Consider the following 23664-nt stretch of genomic DNA (forward strand, 5'->3'; position numbering starts at 1 on the left):
CGACTACGACCAGGCGGCCATGCCGCCAATGCGGCGCAGCATCAGGATGGGGCCGTCGTCCATGCGCCGGCCGCGCAGATCAATCTCACAGTCGATGACCCAGTCCCCGTGGCCCTCCGGGTCCATGATGCGCTGCTGGGCCTCCCACTGGCGCGTGCCCGCCTCCTTGAGCTGCGTGTTCGCCGGCTTGCGCGCCTGGGGCGTGAGCACGACCAGCTTGTGCTCCTCGAAGTACGGCGCCATGGCCTGCTCCAGCTTCGGCGCGGTCCACTCGCCCAGGGCGTTGTCCAGCATGCCCAGCGCGTCCAGGTAGCGGCGCTGTCCCAGCGCGCGCAACAGCCGGTGCAGCTCCTCGCGCACGCGCGCGGCGAAGGCCTTGGGGTCCTCCGTGAGCTCCTTGGGCTTGAGGTCCACCACCGGCTTCACTTCGACGGGGGCCTCCGGGTTGCGCATCCGCTCCCACTCGTCCAGGAGGCTGGAGTCCACCTGGCGCAGCGTCGCGCGCAGGTGGTCGATGATGTCGTCCAGGTCCTCGTTGCGGAACTTCTCCGGCACCGTCTGCACCAGCGACTTGTAGACGTCACCCACGTAGCGCAGGAGCACGCCCTCGCTGCGCTGCAGGCCGTACTCGCGCACGTAGTCGTGGAAGGACATGAAGCGCTCGAACATGTCCCGGACAATGGACTTGGGCCGGATGTTCTCCTCGCCCACCCACGGGTGCTTCTTCGCGAAGGCGTTGAAGGTGCCGTAGACGAACTCGCGGTTCGGCTTGGGCCATTCCAGCTTCTCCAGCTCCTCCATGCGGTCGTCGTACTCCACGCCCCGCGCCTTCATCTCCTGGATCTTCTCCCCCTTGAGCTGGTGCAACTGCGCGTACAGCACCACCTCCGGGTTCTCCAGGATGGACTCCACCAGCGTGACGACGTCCAGCGCGTACGTGTCCAGCGTGGGGTCGAGCAGCTCCAGCGTCTCATGCAGGTACAGGGACAGCGTGTGGTTGAGGCTGAAGTCGCGCTGGAGGTCCTCGGACACCTCCACCGTCGCCGAGTGCTTCTCCCACTGCACCACCTTCACGATGCCCGCGTCGCGCAGCGTGCGGAAGTACATCGCCGCGTCCTTCAGGAGCTTCTTCTTCGTGTAGTCGGAGCTGTGCGAGCGCATCACTAACTGCACCAGCCGCCGGTAGCCGCCGCTGCCCTCCGTCTTGTCGCTCTGGAGCAGGTTGAGCAAGAGGCCGTGGCTCACGTCGAAGCGCGACTCCAGCGGCTCCGGCAGCCCGTTCTGGAGCCGCTCGAAGGTGCTCTTGTCGTATTGCACGAACCCCTTCTGCGGCGGCTTCGCCTTGGGCGACTTCTTCTTGCCCGCGGCCTCCTTCGCGGCCTGGCGGATGTTTTCAATCATGTACTCCGGGGCCTGCGCCACCACGCTGCCCTCGGTGTCGAAGCCCTTGCGGCCCGCGCGGCCGGCGATCTGCTTGAAGTCGCGCACGCTCAAGGTCGCCAGCTTCTCGCCGTTGAACTTGAACAGCTGCGTGAAGAGCACCGTGCGGATGGGGATGTTCACGCCCACGCCCAGCGTGTCCGTGCCGCTGATGACCTTGAGCAGGCCCTGCTGCGCCAGCTTCTCCACCAGCAGGCGGTACTTGGGCAGCAGGCCCGCGTGGTGCATGCCGATGCCGTGGCGCAGGAAGCGCTGGAAGTCCTTGCCGTAGGGCGTGTCGAAGGGGGCGTCCAGCAGCGCCTGGCGGATCTCCTCCTTCTCCTCCTTGGTGTTGAAGTCCACGGACATCAGATTTTGCGCCTGCTCGGCGGCGGCCCGCTGCGTGAAGTTCACCAGGTACACGGGGTACTTCCCGCGCGCGATGAGGTCCTGGATGGTCTCGTGCAGCGGCACCTCGCGGTAGTCGAAGTCCAGCGGCACGGGGCGCTCGGAGCTGCGCACCGTGGCCACCTCGCGGCCGGTGAGCTTCTCCAGGCTCTGCTCGATGACGTGCGTGTCGCCCAGCGTGGCGGACATCAGGAGGAACTGCGTCTTGGGCAGCGCCAGCAGCGGGATCTGCCAGGCCACCCCGCGCTCCTTGTCGGAGTAGTAGTGGAACTCGTCCATCACCACCGCGTCCACGCGCGCGGACGCGTCACGCAGCGCGAGGTTGGAGAGGATCTCCGCCGTGCAGCAGAGGATGGGCGCCTCGCGGTTGATGGACGCGTCGCCCGTCAGCATGCCCACGTTCTCCGGGCCGAAGGCCTTGGAGAGCGCGAAGAACTTCTCGTTCACCAGCGCCTTGATGGGGCACGTGTAGAACGACACCTTGCCCTCGGCCATGGCCTTGAAATGGAGCGCCATGGCCACCAGCGACTTGCCGGAGCCCGTGGGCGTCTTGAGGAACAGGTGCTTGTCGCTCAGGAGCTCCAGGATGGCCTCCTCCTGGGCGGAGTACAGGCTCAGGCCGTTCGTGGCCACGTAGCTCACGAAGCGGTTGAGGATCTCGTCGGCATCGAGAGGGGGCTCGCCGGGCTTCGGCAGCAGGGCGGCGAGCGGGGCGCGGGTGTCGGCGGAGGCACTCATCGGGCCCGACTCTAGGAGGTGACGCCCGGTCCCCGTGAAAAATCGCGCGTTCCCGGGCCGGCACCCGTCCCCGGAGAGGCCCCCTGCCTGCCCGGCCTGTGCACCCGGACACAGTGGCAACGGCTGGGACGCGCATGGCCGCGGGCGGCGGGCCTCCCCATCCTGCCCCCGCGACATTCACGGGGGGTTGGACATGCGGACAGCGAAATTCTGGATGGGGACACTGCTGGCGGGCGCACTGGCGCTGGGCTACGGCTGCGGAAGCGACGCGAACAAGGATCCGACGCCGCAGGACGCGCCACAGCAGCAGGTCCCGGACGCGGGCACCGACGCGGGCGTGGTGCTGACGCTCACCGACGCGCAGATCGCCCGCGTCCTGCAGGTGGCCAACGAGGGCGAGGTGATGCTGGGCCAGTACGCCGCGCCGCTCGCCACCGACCAGGCCGTGATCGACTTCAACAACCAGATGGTGACCGAGCACACGGCCGTGAAACAACGGCTGGACGCGCTGCTCGCGGCCGAAGGCATCACGCCCGAGGACTCCGCGCTGAGCCTCCAATTGCAGACCGAGATCCAGCAGCTGATGCTGATCCTCCAGGGACCGAACGCCCCGGCCGCGGGCCCCGCGCTCGACCTGGCGCTGATCAGCGCCCAGCTCAACGCGCATGCGCGCACCGCCTTCATCGGCGACAGCCTGCTCTCACCCCAGGCCACCAACGCGGCCCTTCAGCAGGAGCTGCTCAGCGAACGGCAGGCCGTGCAGATGCACATCAACGAAGCGTCGGACATCCAGTCGGACATCGTGATGCCTCCTCCCGCCACGCCGTAGCCGGAGCGCTTTCCGTTCCTGGATAAAAATACAGCTCGGGCTCTCAGAACCTGAGAGCCCGAGCGCCTTCGCACGACCCGTGGGGGAGGATTCGACCCAGGTGCTTTCCAATCGTGTCGGCCCGGTTTAGTAGGAATTTGGACCGCCGATGCAAAAGCCAACCGAACCGACCTCCGCGCAGAGCGAGCCGTTGACGACGGGACGGGTCCTGCGCTCCACGTATGAGATTGGCACCGTGCTGGGCAAGGGCGGCATGGGCGCGGTGTTCCTCGCGCGCCACCTGCGCCTGCCGGGCAAGCAGGTCGCCATCAAGGTGCTGCACGGCGCGGAGGAGCTGTCGGAAGAGGTGGCGGTGCGCTTCCGGCGCGAGGCGGAGATCGCCTCCCGGCTGGGGCACCCGAACATCGTGGAGGTGCTGGACTTCGACACCCTGGAGGACGGCACGCCCTTCATGGTGATGGAGTACCTGCGGGGTGAGGGCCTGTCGCGCCGGCTGCGCAAGCAGAAGCAGCTTCCCCTGGAGGAGGTCTTCTCCATCGCGCGGCAGATGGGCGCGGCGTTGCAGGCGGCGCACCGCGCGGGCGTGGTGCACCGCGACCTGAAGCCGGGCAACGTGTTCCTCGTGCCCACCGAAGCGGGCGGCGTCGTGGGCGAGCGCGTGAAGCTGCTCGACTTCGGCATCTCCAAGCTCGTGGACGCGCGCACGGTGATGACGCTGGACTCCGTGCTGATGGGCACGCCGCAGTACATGGCCCCCGAGCAGGCCATGGGCCACAACAGCAACGTGGACGCGCGCACGGACCTCTTCGCGTTCGGCTGCATCGTCTACGAGATGCTCGCCGGCCGGCCGCCCTACTCCGGCGACAACATCGCGGAGCTCATCTACCAGATCGTCCACCTGGAGCCCCCGCCGCTGCTGACGCTGGCGCCCGAGACGCCGCCGCACGTGGTGACGGCCATCTCCCGCGCGATGGCGAAGAAGCCGGAGGACCGCCACCCGGACGTGGGCGCGTTCATCCTGGAGCTGACGGGCAGCCCGCTCCAGACGCTCGCGGAAATGAAGCCGGAGCAGCGCTCGCGCGGCACTACGCCCACGGCCCCGCCGCCGTCGGTGCCGCGTCCGCCGGACCGCGAGGAGCACATCCCCACGGTGGGCATGCGCCCCCACGCCGGCCGCGACACGGCGTCCCTTCCTTCCGGCCCCCAGACGGCGTCCCTGGCCGCGCAGCCGCTGGCCCCCGCCCGCCCGAAGTGGCCGGTGGCCGTGGCCGTGGGGATGGCGGTCATCGTCGCGTTCGCGGTCGCCTTCTTCTGGAAGCGCCCGGACGTGACGCCGCCGCCCACCGTCGCCGGGGTGAATCCCCCGGCCCAGACTCAGCCCCAGCCCGCGGCGCCCGTCACCCCGCCGCCCGCCGCGGTCGTGGCGCCGCCGGAGGACGTGAAGAAGCCCGTGGAACCGGAGCCGCAGACAGTGGAGCCAGTGGAGCCGGAGGAGCCCAGGCAGCCCCCGACGGACTCGCCCACGGCGAACGCGAAGCCCAAGCCGCGCGGCGCCCCCGAGTCCATGCCGGACAGCGTGCGCGAGGACCTGGCGTCGGCGCAGAAGGCGCTGGACGCGTCGAACACGGCGGAAGCGCTGCGTCACATCCGGCGCAGCCAGCGCACGAAGATCACCGGCCTGTCGTTCTCGCTGCTCACCCGCGTGTACTGCCAGCAGCACGACCTGGCGAACGCGCGAGCGCAATGGACCCGTGTCCCGGCAACGGAACGTCCAAGGGTCCGACAATACTGTTCGCAGTACGATATCGACCTGTAGGGTCGTCCGGGCGCGCGGAAACTCCAGAGCGGGGGCGCGTCCGCAATCCAAGGAGTCGTCGTGAGAGTGCTACTGGCAGTGGGGGTCGTGGCGCTGTCCCTGGGGTGTTCCCGGGGCGTGCGACCTGACAGCCAGGTGGCGGGCACGAAGCCCGTCACCGGCAAGGTTTATTCCAACGAGGCTGGCGAGAAGGTCACCCTGATCGCGCTGGAGCCGGGTGACGCGCACAAGGCGCTGGTGGCCTTCGAGGGCACCAAGAGCGAGCTGGACGGCCAGGTGCTGGTCGCGTCGGTGAACAACGAGCGCGGCAAGACGCACTACTGGACGCCCTGGCGCGGCCGCACCCAGCGCTTCGTCTCCGTGGAGGACCGGGGCGGCTACGAGGACCTCATCTTCAGCGACGTGAACCACACGGGCTACACGCACCTGAAGCCGGACGCGGGGAAGACGGGCTCGCTGAAGGTGGAGAAGGTCTTCGAGCGCTACCAGGACCTGGAAGGCGACAAGAAGTACCAGGCGATGCTCGCGTTCGACCGCAAGTTCTGGGCGAACCAGGCGGAGGTGCAGCTCGCGGAGGCCCTGGCGGAGACGAACAAGGCGTGCGGCACCAAGCTGACGTCCACCGTTGCCTGGGACTCCATCACGGACGCGCAGATCAACGACATCTCCTTCGGCAGCTACTGCGTGGGCCCGCTGGAGTCGCTCCAGAAACTGTGCGCGCGCTCCGACGAGGCCAAGCGCGCCGTCCAGGAGAAGATCCAGACGGTGGAGTGCCGCATGGACGCGCAGCAGGCGCTGAAGCTGGAGTCGCGCAAGGTCATCTGGTCCGTGACGGAGCGGTACACGGTCCAGCCGGACGAGGCCACCACCTACTTCATCGACAACCTCTAGAACGAAAGCCCACCGACAATGACGCTTCGACACATGGTCATCGCCCTGGGGCTCGTCCTGGCCCCGCAAGCCGCGCTCGCGCTGGATCCGCCCTGGAAGAAGGAAGAGAAGCTGCGCGACCGCATGGTGCTGGAGTCCGCCAAGGTCTGCGCGGACGGCAAGGGCCACTACACGGTCATCATCCCCCGCTCGCCCGAGCACGACGGCGACCTGTACTACGGGGACGGCAAGACGTTCACGCAGGTGCCTCCCGTGGGCTACACCGACGCCCGGGAGGGCATGTTCTTCGAGCCGCGCTTCTTCAACCCGAAGGCCAACGACAGCTTCCGCGGCGTGGACTACCGGGTCGTGTCCTATCTGCGGCTCAGCGAGGACCTCAAGACGTGCACGCTCAGCTGCGGGGAGAAGAGCCTGCCCCAGCAGCCGGTGCCGGCGGCGGAGGCCAAGGAGCTCCTGCGCAAGGCCACCTACCAGCCCAGCCCGGTGAAGTTCCAGCCGTACGCCCTGCTGCGCGACGACAAGGGCGTGTACTACCTGGTGGAGCGCGGCATCGGCTCGGACAACAAGAGCTTCCGCATCTTCACGGGCCAGCGCGGCCAGGTGAAGCAGCAGAAGATGCTCAACGTGGTCACCGACTCGCAGGGAGAGATCTTCTCCACGCAGGGCGGCGACCTGCGCCTCGTGGTGGACCGCGAGGAGCCGTCGTTCTGGGTGGTGAAGAGCAAGCGCCAGAAGCTGCGCGCGGTGCCGGTGGGTGAGAACCTGCCGTTCATCTACAACGAGCTGGGCGTCTACACGGGCGCGCGGCTGGGCACTCCCTGCGACGACGTGTAGTCCCGTAACACCGGGGAGCCCCGGGCACGGTCAGCCGTTGAGCACCTTCACGGCCTTGACCATGTCCGGGGCCAGCTCCTCGTGTTCGAGGAGCGTGAACCCCAGCTTCTTGCTGACGGCCTGCATGCCGCGGTTGCGCGTGAGGATGTCCGCGACGATGCGGCGCAGGCCCCAGTCCTTCCCGATATCCACCAGCCGCCGCAGCAGCTCCGTGCCCAGGCCCAGCCGCTGCGCGGGGTCGCTGACGGTGATGGCGAACTCCGCGTCCTTCGTGCCGCGCAGGCGCGTGAGCCGGCCCACCGCGAGAATCTCTCCCCCGCCCTTCCCGTCCGGCGACGGCCGCTCCGCGACGAGCGCCATCTCCCGCGCGTAGTCGTTGAAGCAGATGCGCGCCAGGCGCTCATGGGCCACGCGCTGGCTGAGCTTCATCAGGCCCGCGTAGCGCATGAACACCGTCTGTTCGGAGAGGGCCTGGTGGAAGCGGCCCATGGCGGGCTCGTCCTCCGGGCGGATGGGGCGCACGAGCAGCTGCTCGCCGTTCTTCAGCGTGAGCACCTTCGCGTACTGGTGCGGGTACGGCTCGATGGCGAGCTTCGGCAGCGACGCGGCCTGGACCTCCGGAGGGTGCAGCACCACGCGCGCGTCCAGCGCGATGATGCGCTCGCCGGAGACGAGCAGCGGGTTGATGTCCAGCTCGCGGATGAGGGGCTGCTCCACCACCAGTTGGCTGAAGCGCACCATCAATCGCTCCAGCGCGCCCAGGTCCACGGGGGCCCGGCCGCGCACGCCCTTGAGCGCGTGGTGGATGCGCGTGCGCTCCATCATCCGCCGCGCCAGCGTGGTGGTGAGGGGCGGCAGGCCCAGGGCCCGGTCCTGCATCACCTCCACCAGCGTGCCGCCCGCGCCGAAGAGCAGCACCGGCCCGAACTGCGCGTCCAGGCTGCTGCCCAGGATCAGTTCGTAGCCGTCCAGCTTCGCCATGGGCTGCACGGTGACGCCCTGGAACGCGTCCTGGAGCCCCCGCTCCGCGAGCGCGTCGCGGATGGCGCGGTATGCATCCCGCACCTGTTGTTCGTCGCGCAGGTCCAACCGCACGCCGCCCACGTCCGTCTTGTGCGTCACCGTGAGCGAGTTCAGCTTGAGCACCACGGGGAAGCCCAGCGTGCGGGCCTTCTCCACCGCCTCGTCCTCCGTCGTGGCGAGCCACGTCTCCACGGTGGGGATGCCGTAGGCGGCCAAGAGGCGCTTGGACTCGTACTCGGACAGGAGCGTGCGGCCGGAGGCGCGGGCCTCGTCCACCAGGGCGCGCGCCACGTCGCGGCCTCCGCCGCCAGGCTCCTCCGCCAGCGTGGGCGTCTCATAGAGCCCGGCGATGTTGTCCGAGTAGCGCCACATGTAGTTGAAGACGCGGGCCGCGGTGTCCGGGTAGCCGAAGGTCGGGATGCCCGCGTCGTTGAGGATGCGCTCGCCGGCGGCGACTTCAGAGCCACCCATCCAGCTCGCGAGCACGGGCTTGCCGGGCAGCTTCGCGTAGCCCTTGAGGCGGTCCGCCGTCTTGGTGGGCTCCGTCATGTCCTGCGGGGTGAGGATGACGAGCAGGCCGTCGCTGTTGGGGTCCGCGCCCGTCGTCTCCAGGGCCTTCGCGTAGCGCTCCGCGTCCGCGTCTCCCAGGATGTCCACCGGGTTGGCGTGGCTCCATGGCGGCGGCAGGAAGCCGTCCAGTTGCTTCCGGGTGTCGTCGGACAGCACGGCCAGTTCGCCGCCGCCGGACACGAGCGCGTCCGTGGCGAGCACCGCGGGGCCGCCCGCGTTGGTGAGCAGCGTGAGCCTGCGGCCGGAGGGCCGGGGCTGGCGGGCCAGCACCTCCGCCATGTGGAAGAGGTCCTCGATGGAGTCCACGCGCAGCACGCCCGCGCGGCGGAAGGCGGCGGAGAGCACCTCGTCGCTGCCGGCGAGCGTGCCGGTGTGGGACGCGGCGGCCTGCGCGGCCTGCGCGGTGCGGCCGGCCTTGATGACGATGATGGGCTTGGTGAGCGCCACCTCGCGCGCGGCGGAGAGGAAGGCGCGCGCGTCGCCGATGGACTCCATGTACAGCAGGATGGAGCGCGTCATCGGATCATCCGCGAGGAAGTCGATGAGGTCTCCCCAGCCCACGTCCAGCATGGAGCCCACGGAGACGAAGGCGCTGAAGCCCACGGCCTCGCGCAGGCTCCAGTCGAGGATGGAGGTCAGCAGCGCGCCGGACTGGCTGATGAAGGCCACGTTGCCGGGGCGGGCCATGCCCTTGGCGAAGGTGGCGTTGAAGCCGCTCGTGGGGCGCATCACGCCCAGGCAGTTGGGGCCGATGATGCGCAGGTTCGCGGCCTGCGCGATCTTCAGCACCTCGTGCTCCAGCTTCGCGCCCTCCGGGCCCGTCTCCTTGAAGCCCGCGGAGATGATGATGGCGCCCTTGACGCCGACCTCCGCGCACTCGCGGATGATGGCCGGCACGGACTTCGCGGGCGTGACGATGACGGCCAGGTCCACGGCTTCCGGCAGCGCGCGCAGGGAGGGCCACGCCTTGATGCCGAGCACGTTGGGGCGCTGCGGGTTCACCGGGTAGACGGTGCCGCCGAACGGGCTGCTGATGAGGTTCCAGAGGACGGTGCGGCCCACGCTGCCAGGGCGCTCGCTCGCCCCCACCACCGCGACGCTGCGGGGGGAGAAGATGACCTCCAGCGGCTGGCGGGTCCGCTGGTGGAGCAGGTCGATGGAGGGGTCCGTCCGGGCCGGGGGCGTGGCGGGGCGTTGCTCGTCCATGGTGCGCTCGTCTTCCGTGGGGTGGCCGTACCGGAGCAATCTCCGGCAGGCCCCCATCGTGCACCAGTTGTCAGGGAGGGGACGGGGCAGCGGACGCTTCCCCCATCCCGTTCCTTATGCGAGCGAACGGGCGGACGCCGTCAGGACGCGCGCGCCTGCTCCACCACCGGCTTGAGCACGGTGCTGGCGAACTCCGCCAGCGTGGTGGGCGTGGTGGTCTCCTTCGAGCGCGGCTCGGCCGGGTCCATGCGCCCGTCCAGGATGGCGCCGTACATCTCCACGAAGGTGTCCACCGCGAAGGCCGGCATGCCCGCGCCCGCCATGCCGTTGCGCAGGTCCTCCAGCCCCACCCGCACGTACTTCACGGGCTGCCCCAGCACCTGGGTGAGGATGCTGGCGACCTCCGGATAGGTGACGTCCTTGGGGCCGTGGACGCCCACATAGCGGTGGCCCGTCCATGACGGCTCCAGCAGCACCTCGGCGGCCTTGGCCGCGATGTCCGCGGTGGCGACCATGGGGAAGGCCTTCGTCTCCGGGTTCGTGCTGAAGAGCGCGCCGGCCTTCGCCAGGCTCTGCACGTCGCGCAGCAGGTTCTCCATGAAGAAGCCCGCGCGCAGGCTGACGACGTTCGGCGCCGCCGCCTGGAAGGCCTCTTCAATGGGCTTCAGCACGGACACCGGCCCCGTGCCCGCTCCGCTCTGCGCGCCGACGCTGGAGAGGATCACCACGCGCTTCACGCCGTGCGCCTTCACGCGCTCCGCGGCCATCCGGCCGTTGGCCTTCGCCCAGTCCTGGAAGTCCGGGCGGATGGCGGGCGGCGACAGCCAGAACAGCGCCTCCGCGCCCACGAGCGCCGCGTCCAGCGTGGCCTGCTCGTCGATGGAGCCCTGCACCACCTTCGCGCCCAGCTTCACCAGGTCCGCCACCTTCTCCGGCGTGCGCGAGATGACGGTGACCTTCCTGCCCGCCTTCAGCAGCTTCTCCACGAGGGGACGACCGATGTTGCCGTTCGGGGTGTTGATGACGATGGACATGGGGTTGCCTCCGGACCGCGAGATGGAGCAACAGTGCCCCCGCGCGCCTCATGAGGCCACTGCATGCTATGCATGCCCCCATGCGCCGCGTTCATGAAACCCCAGCGCCCTCCCTCGCGGAGGTGGACCTCTCCGGCATCAACCTCAACCTGATGGTGGCGCTGGACGCGCTGCTGCACGAGGTGCACGTCACCCGCGCCGCCGCGCGCGTGGGCCTCACCCAGTCCGCGATGAGCCACGCGCTCGCGCAGTTGCGGGAGCTGCTGGGCGACGCGCTCCTCATCCGCGGCCGGGGCGGCATGGTGCTGACGCCGCGCGCGCAAGCGCTGGCCGCGCCGCTCAAGCGGGGGCTGGCGGAGCTGCGGCGGGCCCTGCGCGACGAGCCCGCGTTCGAGCCCGCCACCGCGACCCGCCGCTTCACCGTGGCCACGCGCGACTTCTTCGGGACGGTGCTGCTGCCGGGCGCGCTGGAGCTCCTGGGCCGCGAGGCCCCTGGCGTGGACCTGTCCGTGCTGCACGTGGACAGCAACACCTTCCCCAGCCACCTGGAGACGGGCGAGGTGGACCTGGCCATCATCGTCGCACCCGTGCCGTCCGTGCCGGGCCTGCGCCAGCAGAAGCTCTTCACCGAGGACTTCGTCTGCGTGGTGCGCAAGGACCACCCCACCGTGCGCCGCACGCTGGACGTGGACACCTACCTGAAGCTGTCCCACATCCTCATCAGCCCCAAGGGCGACGGCGTGGGCGCGGTGGACCTGGCCCTGGCCCAGCGCGGCCTGCCCCCGCGCCGCATCGCCGTGCGCGTGCCCTACTTCCTCATCGCGCCGCTGGCGGTGTCGCGCTCGGACCACGTCCTCACCGCGCCCCGCCGCCTCATCGCCGCGTTCAAGGACGCGTACGCGCTCCAGGTGTTCCCCCCGCCCATCCCCGTGCGCCCCTTCGACATCCTCCAGGTCTGGCACGAGCGCTTCGACGGAGACCCCGCGCATCAGTGGCTGCGCGGACTGGTGGCGCGGTCCGTCAACGCAGGGTCTGAAAACACCCGGAGTTCACGAAGGGTGCGGCGCGCGCCAGCTTCCTGACACTCTTGGGGCGCGACACTGAACGTCAGTACACAGGTGGGGGAGCATCGCATGGGGGGCATCGTGTAGGGTGCTCCCCATGAATCCTGAGAAGCTTGTCTTCGCCCAGACCGTCGAGGCGCTCTTCGTCCGCGCGTTGGAGAATCGCCTGACGCCCGCGTGCCGTGAGCACCTGAAGCGGGCTGGGCTGGACCTCGACAAGAAGCTGGAGCGCTCCTACTCGCTGGAGCAGTGGCGGGAGTTCCTGCGCATCGCGGCCGGGCACGTCTACGGCGGCGTGCCGGCGGAGGCCGCGTACTACTCGCTGGGCGAGCGCTTCATGGACGCCTACTTCGGGACGTTCTTTGGCCGTGCGCTCCTGGGCGTGGGCCGGCTGGCCGGTCCCCGGCGGATGCTGCTGCGGGCGGACCTGGGCTTTCGCGCCGGCAACAACTTCAGTGAAGTCAAAATCGTGGAGCGCGGCGCGACGTCGCTGGAGCTCTGGATGAACGACGTGCTGGCGGACCAGCCGACGTTCGCGGCGGGGCTCCTGGCGCGCGCGGTGGCGCTGTGCGGGGGCTGGCGGGTGGTGGCGCTGCCGGAGGAGTTCGACGGCACGGCGGCCACGTTCCACCTGCGCTGGAGCGAGGCCTCCGCGGAAGGGGCGCTCAGCGCCACTGAGGATGGGTCCGGAGGCGACGCTCGACCTCAGGCGTGAGGCTGCCTCCGTGCGGGGCCCGGGAGGACGAGCGCTCCCAGCGCGTAAGCCACCGGGTCCCCAGTGGGGCGGTCAGTGTTTCGTAGCGGGTCGAGGCCACGGTGGTCTCCCCCTTGGTGCCGGTGGAAGCGCCGGCGCCCACGTAGAACCCCGCGAGCAGCAGCGTGACGCGGGTGGGCGTGGCCGCGCTGTAGGTCATCAGCAGGGCGCCCTCCCCGTCCTCCCGGCAGTGCCGGCGCACCCGGGCGAGGACCGCTTCGGTCCACATGTCCGGGTTGGATGCGGGTGAGAACGGGTCGAAGAAGACGAGGTCCGCCAGGGGCAGCTCCGCGTCCAGGAAGGGCACCGCGTCCCCCAGCTTGAGGGTCCAGTGGATGCCGGGCTCGGACCACGTGCCGTGCTTCATCAGGCCTTCACAGGCTTCGCGGAATGGCTGGAGGAAGGGGAAGCCCTCCGCGTCCGCGAGCGCGAGCCGCAGCGGGGCCAGGTCCACCTCGAAGCTGACGATGTGCAGGTCGCGGGCGCGCTCCGGGACCAGCTCGCGGGCGCGGGTGAGCGCGGCGACGGCGTTGGTGGCGGCGCCCAGGCCCACGTCGTGGATGACGAGCGGCGGGCCGGGCTTTCGCAGGCGGTCCGCGAGGCCGGGCTGGTCGACGTAGAGGCGCAGGGCCTCCTGCCACGGGCCCACCGCGGGGTGCATGACCTCGCCATGGCCCAGGTGGCGCACGGCGCGGTGGCCGTTGCGCAGGGTGACGAGCTCGAAGTCGCCGTCGCGCGGATGGGAGGGCTCGGACATGGGGCTCCTGGCCTGGAGGGGACGTGTGGGAAAGGATGGGTGCCTAGCATGACGACTCCAGGGCAGGAACATCGGGGCGCGCTTCACGGGGAGGACGTCCGGCACGGGGAGGCTCCATTCGAGGGCGGCAGGGTGCGGCTGTCGCTGCGGGTGGAGGCGAAAACGCGCACGGTGCTGGCGGCGGCGTGGGACGCGCCCGTGAACGCGGGTCATCCGCTGGCGGCGTGCCTGGAGTCGCTGTGTCAGAACGCGGTGGGCATGGGGGTGGACGTGTTCCTGCGCTTCGACGACTTCCACCTGCGGGCGGGGTGTCCGGAGGGGTTGGAGGCGACGGAGGAGGCGGGGCTGGCGGTGCGGGTGTTCCGGCTGGCCTTCAGCCAGTTCCATCCCCGGGCCACGGGGCCCGCGTACCTGTCGAGCGGGCTGGTGCTGGCGAAGCTGCCCCGGGGCGTGCGTCCGGAGTGGGACGAGCCGGGGTTCTACTTCGCGCACTACTACCGCGAGGAGCTGTGGCCCTCGGCGGTGGAGGAGGCGCGCCGGGGCGGCGTGCTGGGGCCTCGGGCGGCGTGTGCGTACATCGACGCGCTGCTGGCGAAGGCGGATGACGCGGTGGAGCTGGACTGGCCCGTGGAGCAGGGCACGGCGACCTGGGACTGGCTGACGCGCGTGTGCCTGCCGGCGGTGACGGGGGGCGAGGAGCGGACGCGGCAGTTGCTGGAAGGCGGGTACGGGGGCGCGAGCGGCACGGGGAGCTTCCCCTTCGGGCACCTGGACGGTGGCGCCTGGCATCCCCCGGAGGGGCTGCCGGAGCCCGAGGACGTGGGGCACGCGGAGTTCATCCTCGGGGATCTGGAGCACCTGTTGCCGGAGCTGCCGAAGGACGGCGTGCTGCTGGCCGCGCCCCGGTGGATGGCGGTGGGACAGACACAGGACTCCCCTGCCCTGCGCCGCGCGGACATCTCCAGCGAGGAGGCCGGAGGCTTCGGCCTGTTCAACGCGGCGGCGCACGACGTGGGTGAAGACGATGATTGAGGGGCGGAGTCTGGGCTGGCTGGTGGCCCTGCTCTGTCTGTCGTGCGCTTCAGGGCCGACGCGGTACGCGCAGACGTCCGACTCCGCGACCAGCGGCTGCCTGCGCAATCCCACCTGCTACACACAGCCAGGGGACGAGGCACTCCTGCCGTGGGTGGACAAGGCCGCCAGGGCCGCGGCCTCAGCGGGAGCCACGATGAAGCTCCTGGAGGCGGCGGACGTGGCCCGCATCGAGCACCTGTTGGTGGAGTGCGCGAAGGAAGCGAACCACGCCATCAATGAACGTGAGTACGGCGAGGGGAAGTACCCGGACGACAAGGAGTGCTTGCGTGTGGTGGGCTACGACAAGCACGGTGATCCCATCCGACGACAAGCCGAGCTTGGGAGGATGAAGCACGACGTTGCCTTCGCATGCGTGCGGCGCGAAATCCTCCGGCTCTTCCCCAACAACGTATCGATCGAGCCGAGCTACGTGGTCCGCGCCAGCAAGGCAGGACAACCCTCTGACCTCATGAAGCCTGACATCGTCCTTCATGCCTCAGGTCGGCCGGATCAGGTCCAATGCGTCTTCGACTTCAAGTTTCCATGCCTCAAGGACCGAAAGAGCGACCCACTTTCGGTTCCAAATACAAGGGATCAGATGAATCGGTATGTAAACCTTGATGGACAATGCAATCCCGCCATCATCACACCTCAGTTCGGGATCATTCGTGAGTAGCTACACGCTCTCTGAACACTTCGCCACGACACTCCCCAGGGTCCAGCTCGTCCTGCGCGTCGTGTTCTACCTCCCGCATGACCACGGCCCACTTGCTCCATACGCGAGACAGTCTCTGGACCTGTTTCTCAACGCCATTGGGCATGCGCCTGAGAAGCTGACCACGGGCTATGACCCGGACATCAGTGAGGCGGCCTTCCCACTCACATCTGAGTTCTGGGAGGAGGCACGGCGCCATGTCGAGAGGTCTCGCTTTGAGCCCTTGGATGACATGGAGCAAGACTCCATCTGGTTCCGCACGCTGACCAAGCGGGGCTTCGACACGTGGATCCATCTCATCGGTGGAGAGTCGGACCCCAGTGGCTATGAATTCAGCTTCCGCTCCCGGCTGCCCTGGCGAAAACCTTCGCCCGAATACAGCGTTCTGAGCGTGAAGGTCCCCATGCAGTATCTGGAGGAGCAAGGGCCGGAGAAGGCACGTGAGCTGGCGCTGTCGCTGGCGGGGCTTCTTCCCTTCAGCACGGGCCATGCGGGACTGTCGCTCTCGTTCACCCGTGGGCGGTCGAAACTCCTTCCCCTCCTGAAGGATCAACTGGTCCAGCATCCCGGCTGGGATGTCCCACGGGAGAGTACGTGGGGCATGCGAGAAGGAGTGGATGGCATCCACTGGCTGAACTTCCTGGGCCCGCCCCTCCTCGAAACGGTCGGCGGCATCCAGGCGCTCCGCTCGCACCTGAGCCACCCGGAGACCTCCGTCCAGGAGCTCACCGGAGGCCGTGCCGTGATTGGCCTGGGCCCCGCGCCGCTCGCGGGGAATACGAAGTGGGGTGAGACACTGCCGGCGTATCGTGAGCTGGCCCGGTTCCTGGAGCCGTGGCTCCTGCCCTCCCCTCCCTTCAACAATTTCGAGGGCTACACCCAGGAGGAGGCCCGTCTCTGGTGGCGCCGCTTCCTGGAGGCCCCTCCCGAGAAGGTCCACGACCCACAGGACGGGTAACCGCGCCGGATTTTTTCACGCATTGCCCCAGCACCCGGCGCACTGATAATCCGCAACCCGGAGTGTTTACGTCGAGCGGCGGGCCGACGGTCGTGGTCGCGCCAGCCCTCGCGGATCGGGGTTTCATCGATGCGGTCACAACGCGCTGTCTGGAGCAGGCTCCTGTTGTTCGCCGCGAGCCTGACCCTTCTGTCCTGCGGCGGGAACGAGCGCCCGGCGGCACCCGCGGGCATCCGCGCCACGCACGCCCGTCTCGCGACGGCCCCTGCCTGGTACACCACCCCGTCCATGGCGACGGCGCGCGGCCAACACGCGGCCGTGCTGCTCCCCACCGGGAAGCTGCTCGTCGTCAACGGCGTCAACACGACCGGCTTCGTGGGCACGGCGGAGACCTACGACCCCGCCACCAACACCTGGGCCTCCGCGGGCACCACCGGCCTCACGGGCAATGTCACCCTGGCCGTGCTCCTGCCCACGGGCCGGGTGCTGGTGCTGACCGACGGCTCGCAGGGGGGACGCCTCTACGATCCCGTCGCCAACACCTGGTCCGCCACGGGCAACATGTCCTCGACCCGCTCCCTCCCCACGGCCACGTTGCTGGGCACGGGACAGGTCCTGATCGCGGGCGGCACCGGCGGTGGCGGCGTCCGGCTCAACACCGCGGAGCTCTACGACCCCGCGACCAACACCTTCACCGCCACGGGCGCCATGACCGTGGGACGCAACGCGCACGTGTCGACCCGGCTGCGCGATGGACGCGTGCTCGCGGTGAGCGGCTTCAGCGGCAGCGGCGAGGTGCCCGGCGCCGACCTCTACAATCCGGCCACCGGCACCTGGTCCGCCGCGGCCCCCCCGCTGGTTCCCCGGCACTACTCCTCCAGCACCCTGCTCCCCGACGGCCGCGTGCTCGTCGCGGGTGGCTTCGCCACGGGCGGCGTGACGGCCCAGTCGGAGCTCTACGACCCGGGAGCCAACACCTGGACCGCGACCGGCAGCCTCGCGTTCCCGCGCGCCGGCCATCAGTCCACGCTGCTGCCCGACGGACGCGTCCTCGTCACCGGCGGCGCCGTCAGCGGGTCGCCCGCGCAGGCCGAGGCCGAGATCTACGACCCCGCCACCGGCACCTGGACTTCCGGCGGCACGATGAACACCGGCCGGGAGAACCACACCGCGACGCTGCTGCCCGGCGGCAAGGTGTTCGTCGCAGGCGGGTTCTCCCTGAGCCCCACGACGTTCTACGCGGACACGGAGCTCTACGACCCCGCCCGGAGCCAGTGGTCCCCGGCCGGCAACCTGGCCACGCCCCGGTTGGATCCCGTGGTGGCGCTGCTGCCCAGCGGCGAGGTGCTCGTCGCGGGAGGCCGCGTGGGCGTCAACTCCTCGGCGGCGGTGGAAATCTATGACCGCGCGGCCAACACCTGGAGGCCCGGACCCGCGCTCGATGAAGCCCGCGAGCGCGCGACCGCGACCGTCCTCCGCTCCGGCCAGGTGCTGGTCGCCGGTGGACGCAGCGCGAGCTTCTCCACGTCGTCCGCCCAGCGCTACGACTCCACCACCGGGACCTGGCTCCCCACCGCCGACCTCCTGGGCACCCGGCACGCCCACACCGCCACGCTCCTTCCGGACGGGCGGGTGTTCGTGATGGGCGGCCAGCGCAACACCTCCGTGCTCGTCTCCGCGGAGCTCTACTCTCCCGACACCGACACCTGGAACGCGGCGGCTCCCGCCAGCATCCCGCGCGCCAGCCATGGCGCGGTCCTGCTCCACAACGGCAAGGTGCTCGTCGCCGGCGGCCATGACAACAGCGGCGCGGAGACGAACACGGCGGAACTCTATGACCCCGCCACGAACACCTGGGACTTCGCGGCGAGCCTCAACACCGCCCGCGACGAACTGACGCTGACGCTGCTCCCCTCGGGACAGGTGCTGGCGACGGGAGGGCTCACGGGGGGCGTGACGGAGCTCGCGTCCTCGGAGCTTTACGATCCCGCCACGGACACGTGGACCTCGGTGGGCCTGCTCTCGCAGCCGCGCTGGCTCCACACCGCCACGGTGCTGCCCTCCGGCAAGGTCCTGGTCTCGGGCGGCCTGACCACGGCGAGCGCGTTCGCGGACACGGCGGAGCTCTACGATCCCCAGCTGCGCTTCTGGACGACCGTCGCGGACCCGAACTCGCGCGGAGGGTTGATCTCCACCGCCCTGCCCTCGGGCGAGGTCCTCCTCGCGGGCGGCGTGGGCGCGATCACCGCGGAGCTGTTCAACGAGAACGGCGCCCAGCCCGCGTGGCGTCCCACGGTGACGAACCCGGTGACGCTCGTCGCCGCCTGCCCCACCGTCCTGGAGGGCCTGCTGTTCCGGGGCATCTCCGGCGGCGGCAGCGGCACCTACTCGGACTCCTCCACCGACTTCCCCCTGGTGCGCTTCCGCGCCGCGGAGGGCGGGCGGCTCTGGACGCTCCCCTCCAGCAACACCTCCGCCACGCGCGCGACGGTGACCGTCCCCGCGGACGTGCCGGTGGGCACCTACGGCCTGTCCGTCTTCGCCAACGCCATCTCCGGCGGGCGGATGGTGAACGTCGTCGCCAACCGTCCTCCGACGGCGGCGGACCAGACGGTCGTCGTTCCGAAGGACACGGTCACGGCCATCGCCCTGAACGGCACGGATCCGGACCCCGGCCAGGTGTTGAGCTGGACCACGGTCACCCAGCCGCAGCACGGCACGCTCGGCACCAGCGCGCAGGGGACCCTCGAGTACACCCCCAACCCCGGCTTCGTGGGCACGGACAGCTTCACCTACCGCGTCCGTGACTGCGCCGACGACAGCAACATCGCGACCGTGACCCTCGACGTGACGGAGGACGCGGTCCCCTCCACCCTCACCTGCCCCGCGGACGTCACCGTGGAGGCGACGGATCCGGACGGCGCGCTCGTGACCTACGACCCCGCGGTGCTGGAGCCGGCGGGAGGGCTCCCCGTGAGCTACTCGCAGCCGTCGGGCTCGCTGTTCCCGATTGGCACCACCCCGGTCACCGCGACCTCCACCGGCCTCACCTGCACGTTCCAGGTGACGGTGCGGGACACCACGGCGCCCACCCTCACCTGCCCCGCGGACATCACCGTGGCGCCGGGCACGACGGTGACGTTCGAGCCCACGGCCACGGACGCGGTGACGGCCAATCCGGTCGTGACGTCCTCGCCCGCGTCGGGCAGCGAGTTCCCCGCGGGTGCCACGCAGGTCACGGTCACCGCCACGGATGATGCGGGCAACACCGCGCAGTGCACGTTCCAGGTCCGGGTCCAGGCGCAGGTCGTGGAGATCGCTGGCGGTGGCTGCAACAGCACCGGCGCCAGCTCTTCCGCGCTGGCGCTCCTCGCCGCGTTGGCGGCCTGGGGCACGTCGCGTCGCCGTCAGAACCCGGCCCGGGGGAACTGAGACATGCGCTCCCTCTTTTCTCGAATGGACCTCCCCTTGCGTACGAAGGCTCAGAGCTGGGCGCTGGCCGCGCTGCTGGCCACCGCCGTCACCCCCGCCGCGTTCGGGCAGACCACCACGAGCCCGCTGAGGCCGCTGGACCTGGAGCGCTTGCGCTTCACGCCCGCGGCGACGGACTCGATGCTGGTGGACACCGGCCGCGTGCTCCCCGAGGGCGGCTACCGCCTGCTCCTCATGGTCAACTACGAGCGCGGCATCCTCCTGCTCCAGGGCAGTGACGGGCTGGAGCGCTCCATCCTCCACTACCGCACCGCGGGCTGGCTGGCCGGCGCGTGGTCGCCGGTGGACCGGTTGGAGTTCTCCGCGAAGCTGCCCGTCATCATCGCGCAGGGCGGCCATGGCGCGGAGCAGCTGGTGGGCGTGAGCGAGCCGGACTCGTTCGGCCTGGGCACGCCGGAGCTGGGCGTGCGCTACGAGCTCTTGCGGCGCGAGGAAGGCGCGCCGGTGTTCCTGGGCCTGGGTCTGGACATCGGCATTCCGGGCGGCACGGCGGACGCGTTCGGCCGTCAGGCGGGCTGGGCCGGGTTCCAGTTCGCGCCCCGCGTGTCGGTGAGCCGCGAGGTGGGCCCGGTGGTGCTGGGCGCCAACGCGGGCATCCGGATCCGCTCGAAGGAAATCGAGCCGGGCCGCGACGTGGGCACGGAGCTGGAGCAGGGCGTGGTGGTGGCCACGCGCGGCAAGGGGCTGCGCGCCGAAGTCGCGTTGCAGGCCGCCGAGTCGCTCGTGGAGTCGGACCTGGCGCTGGAGCTGCTGGGCGGCGTGCGGCTGCCGGTGGGCGCGGGCTTCGAGGCCTTCGCGATCGGCGGGCACGGCTTCACGGACATCCCGGGCACACCGTCGTTCCGGTTGGGCGCGGGCATCGCGTACGCGAACGAGCCGGAGCCCGTGGACCGCTGCCGCACCGGCCGCAGCCACACGCCGGAGCAGTGCCCCAACGAGGACGACGACGGCGACGGCGTGGCGAACAAGGACGACCGCTGCCCGCTGGAGGCCGGCTCCGTGGAGAACAACGGCTGCCCGGACAAGGACTCGGACGGCGACGGCGTGGTGGACCGAGAGGACCAGTGCCCGAACGAGGCCGGTCCTTCCTCCGAGCGCGGCTGCCCGGTGAAGGACTCGGATGGCGACGGCGTGCCCGACAAGGACGACGCCTGCCCGAACGAGGCCGGTCCCTCGTCCGAGCGCGGCTGCCCGGTGAAGGACACGGACGGCGACGGCGTGCCCGACAAGGACGACGCCTGCCCGAACGAGGCCGGTCCTTCGTCCGAGCGTGGCTGCCCGGTGAAGGAGCAGCCCAAGACCGAGGAGCCCAAGCCCCAGCCCGCGGAGACGACGTCGCCGCTGGCGCACATCGTCCAGTTCCCGGTGAACCAGTCGGAGTTCCAGGAGAACGAGCAGCAGCAGCTGGATGCCATCGTGGCCTACCTGAAGGCGAACCCGAAGCTGAACGTCCGGATTGAAGGCCACACGGACAACAGCGGCCCGGAGGAGGCCAACCGCACGCTGAGCCAGCAGCGCGCGAACCGCGTGCGCGCGTACCTCATCCAGAAGGGCATCGCGGGCTCGCGGCTGGAGGCGAAGGGCTTCGGCCCCGACCGTCCGCGCGTGTCCAACGAGACGCCGGAAGGCCGCAGCGCGAACCGCCGCGTGGAGTTCGTCCCCGTCACGGGGAGCTGACCGCGTCGACATGACGCCGCTTCGTGGACACCCACGAAGCGGCGCATGGAGGTTTCATTGAAACGGGCGTGGAGGTCTCCTCCGCGCCCGTTTTGCGTCAGGCCTCTTCAGGGTGCATGAAGCGGCGCAGGAAGGTTTCAGGCAACGGGCGCGGAGGTCTCCTCCGCGCCCGTTTTTGCGTCAGGCATCTTCGGGGTGCAGCTGCACCAGCGCGGGCAGCTCCGCCGCGCGGTCGCGCAGCCGCGCCTTGGGCCGGATGGCCACCGGCACACGGGAGGCCGCGAGCAGCTCCAGGTCGAACACGTTGTCACCGAACGCCGCGTAGAGCGGCCGGTCCGTCCGCAGCCGCAGGCTGTTCACCTTGCCGGGGCCGTAGGGCACGGGCTCGAAGACGGACGTCAGCAACCGTCCGCCCTCCTCCTTCGGCGTGCACGCCACCACGAAGTCGGCCGGGATGCCCACCTCGCGCACCGCGGCCTCCACCACCGCGCGCGGCGACGCGCTGACCACGTAGCAGTCCACGCCCTGCCCCCGCGCCCACTCCACCACGCGGCGGGCCTCCGGATGGACGCGCCCGGCCACGCCCCGCCGGGCCACCACGTCATGGGCGAAGCCGCGCACCTCCTCCGCGTGCCAGCCGGCGAAGACCCACGCCATCATCTCGTAGGTGTCCTTCTCCGGCAGGCGCCCGGCCTCGAACGCCTTGAACAGCGCGTGCGCCAGCGTCACCGCATCCGGGTGAGACTCCACGCCATGGCGGGCCCCCAGCCGCTCCAGCGCCACGCGGGCCTCGGGGCGCACACCGCCGTGCTCCAGCAGGGCCATGAACAGGTCATCCCCCACGTCCCCGCTCCACAGCGTGCCGTCGCCATCGAAGGCCAGCACGCCGTCCGGCGTCCGCTCCACCTCGCGACGGATGCGCTCCAGCGTCTCCTCGACCCGCTCAGTCCTCATGGCCGGCATCCTCGCTGGCCGCGCTGCCGGGTGTCACCCGGGTCCGCGCGGCCGGGACGCCGGCTGTTCACCATCCCGGAATGGATGAGTACCCTCCCGGGCATGGCACGAACGGAGAAAGAGAAGATGCTCGCGGGCGAGCTGTACAACGCCGTCGACCCGCGGCTGATGGCCGAGCGGGCCCGCGCCCGCAAGCTCCTGCGCTCCTACAACCAGTCCACCGAGGACGAGCTGCCGCTGCGGGAGAGCCTGCTCACCGAGCTTCTGGGCAAGGTGGGCGCCGGGACGTGGATCGAGCCGCCGTTCCGCTGCGACTATGGCGAGCACATCCGGCTGGGCGAGCGCGTCTTCATGAACTTCGACTGCGTCATCCTGGACTGCAATCCGGTGACGATTGGAGACGACGTGTCCTTCGGCCCCGGCGTGCACGTGTACGCGGCCACGCATCCGCTGGACGCGGATGAGCGCATCAAGGGCCCGGAGCTGGGCCGCCCCGTCACCATCGGTTCGAAGGTGTGGATTGGCGGCGGCGCCATCATCTGTCCGGGTGTCACCATTGGCGAGGGAACCACGATTGGCGCGGGCAGCGTGGTGACGCGGGACATTCCCCCGTATGTCTTCGCCGCTGGCAATCCCTGTCGCGTCATCCGGAACCTCCGGTAGCCCGGCTGTCATTGCGGCCCGGAATCGAGCAAGACTCGAGGCCATGAGCCCGATATCGCTTCTGCTGGCGAAGAAGACGCCCCTGATCTGGGAGCGCCCCGAGCCTGCCCACCCGCCCGGGGCGATCTCGCTGCGGCGGGAGGCCATCGCACGGGCGGCCATGAGCCTCGCCGACAAGAAGGGGCTCGGCGCCGTCTCCCTGCGCACCGTGGCGGCCAGGCTGAAGGTGGACCCGAAGCGGCTTCGCGAGCACGTGTTCTCGAAGGACGAGGTGCACGAGCTCATGTCCGACGCGTTCTACCGGGAGCTGGTCGCGGACAGCCTGTTCGCGGGAGACTGGCGCCAGATCCTGCGCGAAGTCGCCCACCAGTTCCGGCGGGCCGTGCACAAGCACCTGTGGTTCACCGACCTGACGGGCCCCCGGATCGCCATGGTTCCCCACGCGCTCGTGTACACAGAGGGAATGCTGGCCGCGTTGGTGGATGAGCCCGGGTTCGAGGACATCGACGTCGCCATGCGGACCCTGCAGCACGTCAGTGCCTACGCCGTGGGCGCCGTCCACGGCGAATCCGACGAGGTTCGCTACGAGCGCCGCTTCGGCAAGGCATGGATGGAGCTGCTGTTCACCATGGGGCCCTACTACCGGCGGATGCTCGAATCCGGCCGGTTCCCGCGGACCGTCCAGGGGGCCGAGGCCCCCATGGACATGTCCCTGGACGCGGTGTTCGACCAGGGGCTGGAGTTCATGCTCGACGGGATTGCCGCGAAGCTCCCTCACTGAAACAGAG

18 protein-coding genes are annotated in these 23664 nt (G+C 70.0%); 13 read left to right on the plus strand and 5 right to left on the minus strand.

The annotated features are described in order from the left end of the window. Window positions 1-3 precede the first annotated feature (3 nt). Complete coding sequence (locus ACX114_RS23905; protein WP_459288124.1) at window positions 4-2565, minus strand: DEAD/DEAH box helicase; 2562 nt, start codon at window positions 2563-2565, stop codon at window positions 4-6. Between the two features lie 193 nt (window positions 2566-2758). On the opposite strand from ACX114_RS23905, the gene ACX114_RS23910 reads away from it, so the two are divergent. The 4 genes from ACX114_RS23910 to ACX114_RS23925 all read left to right on the plus strand — a co-directional run bounded on the left by ACX114_RS23910 (window position 2759) and on the right by ACX114_RS23925 (window position 6935). Continuing rightward, the gene (locus ACX114_RS23910; protein ID WP_459288126.1) at window positions 2759-3394 is read left to right on the plus strand and encodes a DUF4142 domain-containing protein; all 636 of its coding nucleotides are present in this window, start codon (window positions 2759-2761) and stop codon (window positions 3392-3394) included. Between the two features lie 148 nt (window positions 3395-3542). Beyond that, the gene (locus ACX114_RS23915) at window positions 3543-5210 is read left to right on the plus strand and encodes a serine/threonine-protein kinase (protein ID WP_459288128.1); all 1668 of its coding nucleotides are present in this window, start codon (window positions 3543-3545) and stop codon (window positions 5208-5210) included. A gap of 60 nt (window positions 5211-5270) precedes the next feature. After that, window positions 5271-6101: a hypothetical protein gene (locus tag ACX114_RS23920; RefSeq protein WP_459288130.1), complete on the plus strand. Its 831-nt coding sequence runs from the start codon at window positions 5271-5273 to the stop codon at window positions 6099-6101. An 18-nt stretch (window positions 6102-6119) separates the two neighbouring features. Continuing rightward, window positions 6120-6935, plus strand: coding sequence for a hypothetical protein (locus ACX114_RS23925; RefSeq protein ID WP_459288132.1), 816 nt, complete (start codon window positions 6120-6122; stop codon window positions 6933-6935). A gap of 30 nt (window positions 6936-6965) precedes the next feature. On the opposite strand, the gene ACX114_RS23930 is transcribed toward ACX114_RS23925, so the two are convergent. Next, a complete protein-coding gene (locus ACX114_RS23930) occupies window positions 6966-9734 on the minus strand; it encodes a bifunctional acetate--CoA ligase family protein/GNAT family N-acetyltransferase (RefSeq protein WP_459288134.1) in 2769 nt (922 codons plus the stop codon). A 140-nt stretch (window positions 9735-9874) separates the two neighbouring features. Further along, a complete protein-coding gene (locus tag ACX114_RS23935) occupies window positions 9875-10768 on the minus strand; it encodes an NmrA family NAD(P)-binding protein (RefSeq protein WP_459288136.1) in 894 nt (297 codons plus the stop codon). Window positions 10769-10848: 80 nt separating this feature from the next. Here ACX114_RS23935 and ACX114_RS23940 point away from each other — a divergent pair, with 80 nt between their 5' ends. Together ACX114_RS23940 and ACX114_RS23945 are read left to right on the plus strand one after the other, a co-directional pair. After that, window positions 10849-11850: a LysR family transcriptional regulator gene (locus ACX114_RS23940; protein WP_459288138.1), complete on the plus strand. Its 1002-nt coding sequence runs from the start codon at window positions 10849-10851 to the stop codon at window positions 11848-11850. A gap of 79 nt (window positions 11851-11929) precedes the next feature. Beyond that, complete coding sequence (locus ACX114_RS23945; RefSeq protein ID WP_459288140.1) at window positions 11930-12547, plus strand: DUF2378 family protein; 618 nt, start codon at window positions 11930-11932, stop codon at window positions 12545-12547. On the opposite strand, the gene ACX114_RS23950 is transcribed toward ACX114_RS23945, so the two are convergent. Next, a complete protein-coding gene (locus tag ACX114_RS23950) occupies window positions 12498-13343 on the minus strand; it encodes a tRNA (5-methylaminomethyl-2-thiouridine)(34)-methyltransferase MnmD (RefSeq protein ID WP_459288142.1) in 846 nt (281 codons plus the stop codon). The genes ACX114_RS23945 and ACX114_RS23950 overlap by 50 nt on opposite strands. 132 nt (window positions 13344-13475) lie before the next feature. On the opposite strand from ACX114_RS23950, the gene ACX114_RS23955 reads away from it, so the two are divergent. The 5 genes from ACX114_RS23955 to ACX114_RS23975 all read left to right on the plus strand — a co-directional run bounded on the left by ACX114_RS23955 (window position 13476) and on the right by ACX114_RS23975 (window position 21259). Beyond that, window positions 13476-14375: a hypothetical protein gene (locus tag ACX114_RS23955; RefSeq protein ID WP_459288144.1), complete on the plus strand. Its 900-nt coding sequence runs from the start codon at window positions 13476-13478 to the stop codon at window positions 14373-14375. 196 nt (window positions 14376-14571) lie between these two features. Further along, a complete protein-coding gene (locus ACX114_RS23960; protein WP_459288146.1) occupies window positions 14572-15093 on the plus strand; it encodes a hypothetical protein in 522 nt (173 codons plus the stop codon). A 271-nt stretch (window positions 15094-15364) separates the two neighbouring features. Beyond that, a complete protein-coding gene (locus ACX114_RS23965) occupies window positions 15365-16090 on the plus strand; it encodes a type VI immunity family protein (RefSeq protein WP_459288147.1) in 726 nt (241 codons plus the stop codon). A 165-nt stretch (window positions 16091-16255) separates the two neighbouring features. Next, window positions 16256-19522, plus strand: coding sequence for a Kelch repeat-containing protein (locus ACX114_RS23970; protein WP_459288149.1), 3267 nt, complete (start codon window positions 16256-16258; stop codon window positions 19520-19522). Window positions 19523-19558: 36 nt separating this feature from the next. After that, window positions 19559-21259: an OmpA family protein gene (locus ACX114_RS23975; protein WP_459288151.1), complete on the plus strand. Its 1701-nt coding sequence runs from the start codon at window positions 19559-19561 to the stop codon at window positions 21257-21259. 180 nt (window positions 21260-21439) lie between these two features. Here ACX114_RS23975 and ACX114_RS23980 read toward each other — a convergent pair whose 3' ends face one another. Continuing rightward, a complete protein-coding gene (locus ACX114_RS23980; protein ID WP_459288153.1) occupies window positions 21440-22213 on the minus strand; it encodes an HAD family hydrolase in 774 nt (257 codons plus the stop codon). 102 nt (window positions 22214-22315) lie between these two features. Between ACX114_RS23980 and ACX114_RS23985 the strand changes: the two genes are divergently transcribed. Continuing rightward, the gene (locus ACX114_RS23985; RefSeq protein ID WP_459288155.1) at window positions 22316-22876 is read left to right on the plus strand and encodes a sugar O-acetyltransferase; all 561 of its coding nucleotides are present in this window, start codon (window positions 22316-22318) and stop codon (window positions 22874-22876) included. Window positions 22877-22919: 43 nt separating this feature from the next. Continuing rightward, window positions 22920-23657, plus strand: a complete 738-nt coding sequence (locus ACX114_RS23990; RefSeq protein ID WP_459288157.1) for a TetR/AcrR family transcriptional regulator C-terminal domain-containing protein — start codon at window positions 22920-22922, stop codon at window positions 23655-23657. The last annotated feature ends 7 nt before the right edge of the window (window positions 23658-23664 follow it).

It is taken from the genome of Corallococcus sp. M7 (assembly GCF_054512695.1).